General features: G+C 41.5%; 13 protein-coding genes, 3 tRNA genes and 1 pseudogene. 3 read left to right on the forward strand and 14 right to left on the reverse strand.

What is annotated here, in order from left to right; all coding sequences use genetic code 11:
* Positions 1-22: 22 nt before the first annotated feature.
* The 6 genes from UQ64_RS18140 to UQ64_RS18165 all read right to left on the reverse strand — a co-directional run bounded on the left by UQ64_RS18140 (position 23) and on the right by UQ64_RS18165 (position 4,855).
* Complete coding sequence (locus tag UQ64_RS18140) at positions 23-1,264, reverse strand: TadA family conjugal transfer-associated ATPase (protein ID WP_060624941.1); 1,242 nt, start codon at positions 1,262-1,264, stop codon at positions 23-25.
* The gene (locus tag UQ64_RS18145; RefSeq protein ID WP_060624942.1) at positions 1,257-2,420 is read right to left on the reverse strand and encodes a P-loop NTPase family protein; all 1,164 of its coding nucleotides are present in this window, start codon (positions 2,418-2,420) and stop codon (positions 1,257-1,259) included. The genes UQ64_RS18140 and UQ64_RS18145 overlap by 8 nt, the downstream gene beginning before the upstream one ends.
* Before the next feature lie 186 nt (positions 2,421-2,606).
* Positions 2,607-3,041 (reverse strand): DUF6526 family protein, encoded by a 435-nt coding sequence (locus UQ64_RS18150; protein ID WP_060624943.1) that lies wholly within the window; start codon positions 3,039-3,041, stop codon positions 2,607-2,609.
* A 36-nt stretch (positions 3,042-3,077) separates the two neighbouring features.
* Entirely contained in the window at positions 3,078-3,986 is a 909-nt protein-coding gene (locus tag UQ64_RS18155) for a copper amine oxidase N-terminal domain-containing protein (protein WP_060624944.1), read from the reverse strand.
* Between the two features lie 75 nt (positions 3,987-4,061).
* Positions 4,062-4,481: a thiol-disulfide oxidoreductase DCC family protein gene (locus tag UQ64_RS18160; RefSeq protein WP_060624945.1), complete on the reverse strand. Its 420-nt coding sequence runs from the start codon at positions 4,479-4,481 to the stop codon at positions 4,062-4,064.
* A gap of 95 nt (positions 4,482-4,576) precedes the next feature.
* Entirely contained in the window at positions 4,577-4,855 is a 279-nt protein-coding gene (locus UQ64_RS18165) for a hypothetical protein (RefSeq protein ID WP_042124803.1), read from the reverse strand.
* 339 nt (positions 4,856-5,194) lie between these two features.
* Between UQ64_RS18165 and UQ64_RS18170 the strand changes: the two genes are divergently transcribed.
* Complete coding sequence (locus tag UQ64_RS18170) at positions 5,195-5,674, forward strand: glutathione peroxidase (RefSeq protein WP_060624946.1); 480 nt, start codon at positions 5,195-5,197, stop codon at positions 5,672-5,674.
* 141 nt (positions 5,675-5,815) lie between these two features.
* A complete protein-coding gene (locus tag UQ64_RS18175; RefSeq protein ID WP_082651186.1) occupies positions 5,816-6,376 on the forward strand; it encodes a GyrI-like domain-containing protein in 561 nt (186 codons plus the stop codon).
* A 50-nt stretch (positions 6,377-6,426) separates the two neighbouring features.
* Here UQ64_RS18175 and UQ64_RS18180 read toward each other — a convergent pair.
* Both UQ64_RS18180 and UQ64_RS18185 read right to left on the reverse strand, forming a co-directional pair.
* A tRNA-Leu gene (locus UQ64_RS18180) sits at positions 6,427-6,509 on the reverse strand.
* Positions 6,510-6,591: 82 nt separating this feature from the next.
* Entirely contained in the window at positions 6,592-6,957 is a 366-nt protein-coding gene (locus UQ64_RS18185; RefSeq protein WP_060624948.1) for a helix-turn-helix domain-containing protein, read from the reverse strand.
* 234 nt (positions 6,958-7,191) lie between these two features.
* Here UQ64_RS18185 and UQ64_RS18190 point away from each other — a divergent pair, with 234 nt between their 5' ends.
* Positions 7,192-7,815 carry a hypothetical protein gene (locus UQ64_RS18190; protein WP_060624949.1) on the forward strand — a complete coding sequence of 208 codons (624 nt, stop codon included), beginning with the start codon at positions 7,192-7,194 and terminating at the stop codon, positions 7,813-7,815.
* Between the two features lie 73 nt (positions 7,816-7,888).
* On the opposite strand, the gene UQ64_RS18195 is transcribed toward UQ64_RS18190, so the two are convergent.
* The 6 genes and pseudogenes from UQ64_RS18195 to UQ64_RS32230 form a co-directional block, all read right to left on the reverse strand.
* Positions 7,889-7,971 (reverse strand) — tRNA-Leu (locus UQ64_RS18195).
* 6 nt (positions 7,972-7,977) lie between these two features.
* Positions 7,978-8,049, reverse strand: a tRNA-Glu gene (locus UQ64_RS18200).
* Between the two features lie 301 nt (positions 8,050-8,350).
* Positions 8,351-8,794 (reverse strand): DinB family protein, encoded by a 444-nt coding sequence (locus tag UQ64_RS18205; RefSeq protein ID WP_060624950.1) that lies wholly within the window; start codon positions 8,792-8,794, stop codon positions 8,351-8,353.
* 73 nt (positions 8,795-8,867) lie between these two features.
* The gene (locus UQ64_RS18210; protein ID WP_156417600.1) at positions 8,868-9,368 is read right to left on the reverse strand and encodes a hypothetical protein; all 501 of its coding nucleotides are present in this window, start codon (positions 9,366-9,368) and stop codon (positions 8,868-8,870) included.
* Between the two features lie 42 nt (positions 9,369-9,410).
* On the reverse strand, positions 9,411-9,719 hold the full coding sequence (locus UQ64_RS18215) for a class I SAM-dependent methyltransferase (RefSeq protein WP_245238074.1): 309 nt from the start codon (positions 9,717-9,719) through the stop codon (positions 9,411-9,413).
* Between the two features lie 11 nt (positions 9,720-9,730).
* Positions 9,731-9,834: pseudogene (locus UQ64_RS32230) on the reverse strand (IS30 family transposase); the annotation flags it as partial.

Genomic DNA, 9,834 nt, shown 5'->3' on the forward strand with positions numbered 1-9,834 from the left:
TACCTCTTCCCCCTTTTAGAATTCAGAATCCAGCCTGTGATAACGGGTAGGAGGTTACACCAGCCATTCTAAGCTTTGCTGTATGCTTAAGCGGGTTTCCACAAGAAACCAGCCCCCCTTGTACCCGTCCCTCTCGCTCACCGGAATCTTGAAATTCATATAAAGGGTTCAAAACCACTTCTCCGTCTTTTAGGCCCGCAACCTCACTAATCTCCATCACTCGCCTAGATCGATCACGGAGCCTGGACAAGTGTACGAAAATATCAATCGCCGATGAGATTTGCTGACGAACAACCGTCACCGGCAGATCCGCAGCACTTAACACCATCGTCTCCAGTCGACTGACCATATCTTGCGCGCTGTTGGAGTGACCCGTTGATAACGAACCATCGTGTCCAGTATTCATCGCCTGTAGCATATCGAGGCATTCCGCTCCCCGTACCTCACCCACAACAATTCGATTGGGTCTCATCCGCAGCGAAGAACGAATCAAATCTCGAATAGAAATCTCCCCTCTACCTTCCGTATTCGCGTTCCTAGTCTCCAGGGAAACAAGATTTGGCACAGTTACAATCTGTAGCTCAGCAGAATCTTCTATTGTGATGACCCTCTCCTGTGAAGGGATAAACTGAGATAACGCATTTAGAAAGGTGGTCTTCCCCGAGCCAGTTCCCCCGCTTATAAAAATGTTGTATTTAGCTGCTACTAAAATTTGCAGAAGCTCTGCTGCTTCCAGGCTTAAAGCTTCACGACTCACCAATTCATTCATCGTCATCGGCTTCTCCGGGAATTTACGTATGGTCATCGCTGGCCCTTTCAGCGAGACTGGCGGAAGTACAATATTCACACGTGATCCATCCTTCAGCCGAGCATCAACGATAGGAGAGGAGTCATTTACTACCCTGTTAACACCGGATACTACCGTTTGGATAATGTCCTCCAGCCTGCTAATGGACTCAAATTCCAAAGGCAGACGACGAATCTGACCCTCCTCTTCTATAAAAATCTCAGTATGACTGTTGATCATAATCTCCGTGATCGCCGGATTATCCACTAATGGCTGAAGCACATCCAATCCTCGGAAGGAGTCAAATAGTCTCTTAACTAACTCATGCTTCTCCTGTGCTGTTAAGTAACGGAGACTTTCACTTTCTAAAATCGTTCGTTCGATATAACCAGTGAGTTCACGGTTCCCTACTGCAGAAGTTACATCAAGTCCTGCACGAATCTCACTACGTAGAGCCCTGAACATCTCCTCATTCATGCAAGTTCTTCCCGGTAAAAACTAATGGGAGCGCTGGCTCTACAATTCGCTTACACAACTGCAAGATTTCCCGCTGAAATTGCGGAGAATTCAAAAAGAGCTCCTCACGGTGTTGCAGCGTCCATGATGGGATAAAGGGACATACGCCTTCAATGATAATTCCTTCAGGAGGCACCCACTCTTCCAAAGGGTTTACCGCAAAATTCACTACAAATCTACTCTTGTCCATCACATGGGGTGACATGCCAGAGTTAGGAGCGGTGCAATGCGATAGCCATCTCATCGTCTTATACATGCTTACATCATCATTTTTCAGGACCCAAAGTAGGATCCCACTTCGCTGTAGCACAGCTTTCGCACGTTCTTCCTCGATGCTGCCGGTGTCCACAATAACAACGTCAAAGTTTCTCTCCGCAACCAGCCGCTCTAACAAATCCAGCGTATCTTGCATAGTCATCTGTAGCATTTCCTTCACATTTATAACTGGCCTGAAAGCAGCTGTTCGGAGGTGTTCATATCTAATGAAGTATTGTCCTAATTCGATCGTATCCACTTCATCCTTGTCTCGATTGGCCTTTATTTCATATAGCAGCCGCTCTAGTCCAGGCGTATGACCTGCAGGAATTCGGAGAAATAACCCACTGCTGTCTACACTTTCAAGATTCAAATAGAACACCGAAAGGCCCATTTCACCAAGCTGCTTAGCCATATTCAGTGCTATCGTTGTTTTGCCCATGTTGCCGCTAGAAGAGACAACCCCCAGCAAGAGCGTTTCATCTAGCACAGAAGAACCTCTACCTCTTTGGACTTCACATAACTGGAGGAATGCTCCCAATAGGGAAGGAAGCGCCTGATATTTGGCAATCATCACTCCCCCTCCCAGACTCTTAGCACTCTTACCGAAATAACCTCCATCCTCACTCAAAACTGCCCATGGAACCGTGTTTCTTCCCTCTACTAGCCAAGTCTCGATGAAAGAAGAGTCCCCTACAACAGCATCCGGGATATCCTCTCCCCTCATAAATTCGATAAAAGCATCCATTCGGCTAAAAGCCGTAATACGCAGCATTTCTCCGTACTCGCTGTGATGAAGATAATGCAATAGGGGTTCGATATATTGACTTTCACGCACTGCGAGCACAATCCTTGCCGCCATGAAACCACGCTCCTTTCGATAAGAAGGAATCCATTATTTCCTCAAAAAAAGACAGCAAAAAAGCACCGACAATAACCGTGGATACGGTAATTGAACGGTGCTTCCGTTACTATTCCTTTAATTTACAGCTATAGTAGCATATATATATGAAGGCAGCAATAAGTTTTTTCGCACACTAGCTGGATACTATACTCTCATCTTATCTTCGCGCCAGTTCTTAATGGCTGACCGAATATCGGCAGGGTTGAGCTTCTCCTTCACCGCTCGCTGACACAGCGCTGGAAACTCATCATCACCCGCATAGCGAAGCGCTATAATTTGGGCTATTTCAAGCTCTGGGTTCAAAGCTTCGCCTGTCAGATGGAAATAGCGAAACTGCTCTTCCACTCTCACCACACGGTCCTGATTTTTTGTCGCATATATACGAATTCTTGTAATCGCAAATAGTAGGCATAAGGACAAGCCGAATAACAGCAATGGCACCGTTAAAGCACCATCATCACGTATCTCTTGAACAGCATAAATCGCCGACCACACAAACAAAATTAGCGCGAGCGGCATCGTCACAAAATGATAAGGCCAATCAAAACGCATAAATCCTTTGGGCTTCCCTTTATTCATAATTCATCTCCATATTTTATATGACTTGTAGAGTACTTAAAGCTTGGTCTCGCCGGGAATAGCCACGATAAAGGGCTTGTTGTTCTCCCAGTTCAGCGACTTCCCTGAAACTTTAGTCGTTCCATCTACATTAACGATTCCGCAAATAATCTGACTACCCCATACACTCGTATAATAATAGGCATAGGATGGTGCTAAGACAGGGGCTTTACCATATTCCTTTACAATGGGGTGTCCGAATATCGCAGTAAAATCTTTTTTATCAGCCTCTTTCGAAAGGTCCAAATCTGCTTCCCATACGACTGTTCTAATGTTGTCTTTAATCTCATAATACGATACAAAATGCCCATAGATTATGAAATATCCATCAGATCTGCCTTCAGGAAAATAATACGACATAGACAACGCTTCATTATCACCTGTTAATCGAGACGGTTCTCTTTCATCAACTGGGAATTGTAAAGCAGCAATGCGGGAAACAGCCAAGTCGTTACTATAATAATTCTGCACAAGCTTTGCATTTGCACGTTCCTGAACCCAGACAGTATTCATAGTAGCGTCTACAGTTACCCTAGCTCCAAGAGCTTCCGCAATAAATCTCAGCGGTACCGTAACTCTTCCATCCAACATTCTAGCAGGTACATCCAGTTGTACAGATTCCGAGTTCTTCCACGCCGTTCGAGAACCTACAGTAAGCTTAATCTTCATGGAGCCTCTAACGATCGTTACTTGCTTTGTTCGGGCTTCCCACTGAATAGAAGTATTGTTGAAGCTCTCAAAAGCCTTCAGCGGAACCATCGTCTGTCCAGAGACGATTTGCACGCCATAATTCACACTCGAATTATTCACCATAACCTTAAACTTAGCATCTGCTGATACCGTCCCCAACGTACCTAAAGAAACTAGCGTAAGAATTAAAAGATAAAAACCTACCTTTCGCGCCATCCCTCTACACCTCGCTAGAATGTTTCTGAATATACCAATTTATGGTTACATTATAACATCCACCCAGATTCTGGCTTACAAAAATCTTTTTTTAATCTCCGGTGTTGGAAGTAGGCACTGCTCATCACGCCCGAACCAACGGTAACGATTCCTTGCTACATACCGGTAAAGGGCATTACGTAATGGGCGCGGCACTAAAATGAAGAAATACGCAGCAGGCCAAGGCCATCTCAATCTACGTGCAATTCGCAGTACAGCAGCCGACTCTGTATAATACACACCGTTCTCGAGCAATACAACTGTGTTCAACCGCCCAGGTTGAAGTCCAGCCTCACTCATTAGCTTAGCGGCAATTTCACTTTGTAAAGGCGCGAATAGAAATTTAGCTTTGGGATCGCGTGGGATAATGAAACGAATCAACCCCTGGCAAAGGTGACATACCCCATCGATCAATACAATGGATTTATTTTGCATAATATTCAGCTCCTCGTTCATAGCTCCCCCTCCCTGATAAAGATAAGTGTATCGCATATTTTGGGTAAACAAAAACGCGGGATAGAAATCCCGCGCCAACATGTACCGTTCTTTAATTATTCAGCAATTGCCTTTTCAATCCATTGATCGCCGATCATTTGTCCTTCGAAATCAGCAGTGAATGCCTCCATGCATTTACAGATGAAATCTTTGCGGCAAATTGGACATGGAGTTTTAAGCAGGCGGCTGATGTTCGTCATTTTCCATTCCGGAAACCGATTATAAAACGCACGGCACTCCGTTCCATCAGCAAGCTTGATAATGAACTCGTACAATCCTTCCTTATCGTTGCTGCTGGCTTTGGTCACATTCGTAATATTCGGTCTGTAAGACATCTTCATCACCCATTATTTAAATTTTTGGTTGTAAATTGCACACGCAACATATTCTCAGATACTTAGACATATTAAAGAATTTTAAGAGTGATGTCAACCAAAGACGCCTAACACGGAGGCTATTTATTGCTCTTTTCTGATCAACGCCTTTATTCAGTCATTATTTCCATAAAATATATACAGATACATTTAATTTATGATCATTCATTTTGCTGTGATTTGATAAACCGAATGGGCGTTAATGGTTCATAGAATTTTCCTATTTGGCTCACCCTCATAAATAGTGTACAATTAAATTGCGATAAATCAAAATTGGGAATTACAAAGGAGGTGGCATCCATGAGTATTTATGATTTTGAGGTCAACACTCTTCGGGGTGCAGAAGAATCATTGTCCAAGTACAAAGGTAAAGTACTCCTTGTAGTGAATACAGCTAGCAAATGTGGGTTTACGCCTCAGTATAAAGGACTTCAGGAAGTGTACGAGAAATTTAAGGATCGTGGATTCGAAGTACTTGGTTTTCCAAGCAATCAGTTTGCTGGCCAAGAGCCTGGCGAAAGTGATGAAATTGCAGAATACTGCGAGATTAACTATGGGGTAACTTTTCCAATGTTCGAGAAGATTGATGTAAAAGGCGATGAAGCACACCCATTATTCAAATACTTATCTAAGGAAGCTCCTGGTGTTCTAGGCTCAAAAAGCGTGAAATGGAACTTCACCAAGTTCCTGGTAGATCAAGACGGCCGTGTCCTTAAGCGTTTTGCTCCTAAAACCACTCCTCAGCAGATCGAATCCTATATCTCCAAGCTTCTAAAATAATCCATACAAGTAGAAATTTTAAAAAAGGATACTGGCTACATCACTCAGTTCACTAGCTGATATGCGGTCAGTATCCTTTTTGTCTTTAATCATGATATCGTGATAAATCTCTCTCCTAACCCCTATGGAATAATTTATAATATGGATGAAAAAAATTACTGGGAGGGTCAAGCAATGGTTGAACTGCGTGATTTGCCAGAACTACATGTTATCGGTTGGACAAATGTTAATGCCTCTGGAGAGCCTTATCCGAATCTTTGGGAATTTGTATTTGGCGAGTTAGATATTGATGCTAAATTTGACTCCATCCCCTCAAAAGTTCAAGACAGCGGTTGTTATCTGGGTCTATTTCAGAATCGTACATCTGTACCCCGATTATGGGAACAAGCTGCTTGGGATCATGAGTTCTTCCTTGCGGTCGAAGTGAAACAGCTCGGCTGCATTCCTGAAGGGCTTGTGCAGAAGACCTTTCCAGCATCAACCTATGCTATATTTACGGCAAACGGGGTGCCTCACTCGGCTTTTCAGGCCACTTGGAATCATATACATAATGAATGGCTACCGCATTCCGAATATAATTTCAATCCTGATGGTGTCTTCTTCATACAATATACGGAAAATTCCGGACCGGATGATGAGCGATTCGAAGCCCATTTATGCGTCCCTATCGCGAAAAAGCAGGACTTTCCGAAAGCTCGTTAAACACACAAAAAAGAAGCCTTCCATCGCAAGGCTTCTTTCGTCATTCTGTATGCGGTAGAGAGGACTCGAACCTCCACGGGTATACACCCACTACCCCCTCAAGATAGCGTGTCTGCCATTCCACCACTACCGCGCGGTGTGTTAAACATAAAACTTTGTTTGAGGTCAACATTCATTATTATAAATGTACTTCCCCAAAATGTAAAGGCGTTGATTCAAGAATTTTCGTCGGCCCATTTCTGTTTACGATACTCAGCGAAAGCTATGTATTCTTTAATGAATTCCCTTTCTTCTGGAAGCAATTCATCCACACGGCCTTCACTTGTCTTTACTTCTTCGAAATCATAGTCCTCACTGCTCTCTTTCAATATTTCAGATGTATTTCTACCTAAAATAAGCCAGTCCAGACTTACATGAAAAAAAGCGCCGATCTCAATCAATTTGTGTGTTCCCGGAGTAGACTTGCCACGCTTCCAATCTCCCATATTACCTGTGCTTATATTTAACTGCTCGCAGAATGATTTCTTGGTGAGACCTTTTTGCTTAATCAAGTACTCTATACGTTCGTATATGGTCTGCATCCGTAAACCGCCCTTCACAAAAAAATAAAAAAAGACTTATTTAAGTGATTACCTATTGCAAAATAACGCAAAAAAGTATATAATTGGTGTTACTATGTATTATCCGATTATATCATATGGCTAGAGTGACGATAAGAGGCGAATCAGGTGACAAGTGTCTGATGTAATGAATGCCGTCTGACCCCCTTAATTAACATGTCATCCCGAAGGATCTCTAGGAGGGAGCGGTGACTTTTGTCAAAATGCTTATCATCTTCCATTATCCATTCACTTGAACGCCTCCCCCACAATACAGTGGTCATCAACAGCCAAGGAGTCATCCAGTTCACCAACAGTAAGTGGTTGTTGTTTAGTTATGAATACGGTCTTTCCACTCACAATAATTGGATTGGAGCTTATTATTCAGAACTTATGCAAGATGTGATTGTCGATTCCGATCAATGGGCCAAGCTTGATGAATCAATGAAATATATACTCCGCAGAGAGCGTCAGGTTTATACTTCTGAGTTCTCCTTACAAACCGCTAATAAGGGGAGCCGCCTCTTCCGTTTAGAGATCTATCCTCTTCTCTCAGATCATTACTTAGAAGCTGCTTTTATAATCTCTCTATATGATTTGGGCGTATTTATAGAAGGAGCTCAGATGTCGGGGATCCCAAGCATCTGTTCCACATGTCAGCCAACACAAGAGTTAATTCCCATCTGCGCTTCCTGCAAATCCATTCGAAATTCTAAGGATGAATGGATCAACATTGAACATTTTTTAAAGCATCAGCTTTCTCTACAATTCACCCATGATATCTGCCCAGACTGTGTCAGACAACTCTATCCCCAATATGCAAGAGCCTTTAAGAACTAATCAACTTGTCTAACCTTATAAAAAAAAGTAAGAAAACCTCTGCAAGCAAAGGATTTCTTACTTTTTATTTGTATGCGGTAGAGAGGACTCGAACCTCCACGGGTATACACCCACTACCCCCTCAAGATAGCGTGTCTGCCATTCCACCACTACCGCATAATATGACCCGTATGGGATTCGAACCCATGTTACCTCCGTGAAAGGGAGGTGTCTTAACCCCTTGACCAACGGGCCTTAGCAAGATTGTCTTAACGTGACAACAAAAATTATGATACCAGAAATATAAGGACATGGCAAGCACTTTTTTTCATACAAATTCTAGGGCGAAATGTTTGAGAAGGAGAAAACCTAAGGAAAGCGGAGAATTTCGAAGTTTGGCTTTCATTGATCCTTGTTTGATATTCATTCGAATGCTGAATTGGATGGTAAATCATATAACATTTTGTCTCATTGAGTCTTGATACTTCTGATCTTAGACATACAAAAAGCTTATTCCCAACCGATAAACGGAATGAGAATAAGCTGCTCACAATCTTCATTTTAATTCTTTAATCTGCATCATATGATGTCGGTCATGCGATATAAAATCCTTTAAATAGGACTCAAAGGAAAACCTTCCGTCAACATATTTTTTCGAGTATTTCCCCTCTTCAAGACTACTTATACAATCTAATATTAAGTTACGATACTTCATAGTCAATTCTATTAATTCGTCTTTGGTTTTTGTCCTACCATATGTAACAGCATCATTATTGAATTGATCGAAATCAATAAGTTGAAGTGTTATCGCTTTATCGCATGCTATCGGTTCTATCGTCGAATCATAGAAGTATTTATCCCATAACATAATATGACTAACAACATCATGAATTGCCCATTTCCCTTCAGCGATCGGTGTTTTCCAATCCAAATCAATAATACCTAGAACAAATTCGTTCCATTCCTTAAACTGATTTAGCAAGTCTGATCTGTTATTCATTGGTATATCTCCTTTTTTAGTTTATTCCTATATAGTTCATAGTTCACTTCATCGAAACATTCTTATTTATGGGTTATTCCCAATAAATTTTTAGTTGTTGCGCGTACTTGTACTTATGAATTGAAATTCCCATCGGATAATTTGATGAGGTTGATTTCTCATTCAGTACTCCTTGTCCCTCTCGATAACTAATCGGAACTCTGCATTTGTCATATATCCTTCTAAATATCTCTCTAGTTTCTACAATATCATTCGAATTAACTTGAGCTCCAAAACTGACCAAATCCAATTGATCAAAAGGATCTTTATATGTATCAATGATTATAAAATTATTAGAGCCTTCATTAGACTTAAATAGTAGAACATCACCTGTATTAACAGGATCATTAAAATATCTCTCATGGATTTGTTTTATAGGAAAATCTATTTTTAGAACTCTAATTAGTTCTCTTACCAGAGAGTGCTCTTCATAATAATCATTATAGTCATCTGGGTAAGTGACCAACTCCGTTAATGATAAAGTTAATAAAAAATGATATCCCATGTTTTGTAACCTCTCTTTAAATGTTGCCATCCTTATTGAGTCTCTCACAAAATAACAAATCAACATATCCAGCTATTTTTTATATATGTAATCGATAAATCCTTGTCGTATCCATTCGCCTTCAAACTTTCTTTCCAGCACTCGATCTTCTTTATATATTAACTGCATATCATCAAACATTGAATCCGCCTCATGATAATCATAATAAGAGTGAATTACTAATTCATCATCTTCCATTTGCTCATACTGATGCTCTCCTAAATCAACTCCGTCACCGACTCGAAAATCCTTGATAGTTAAAAAATTAACAAATAATAACCCACCAGGTTTTAGCACACGTTTCAATTCATTTATTGCTTCTTTCACATCTTGTTTTTTCATATGACGGATTGTCAAGCTAAGTGCGACACTTCGGACATGAAAGATTCGTGAGCAGACTTCCACCCCAGACATTTCCGGGGGCGGTGGTTGATGAGATCTAGGGCGTGGGCAAGCT

It is taken from the genome of Paenibacillus etheri, from assembly GCF_001012825.1.
Classification (GTDB): Bacteria; Bacillota; Bacilli; order Paenibacillales; family Paenibacillaceae; genus Paenibacillus_AQ; species Paenibacillus_AQ etheri.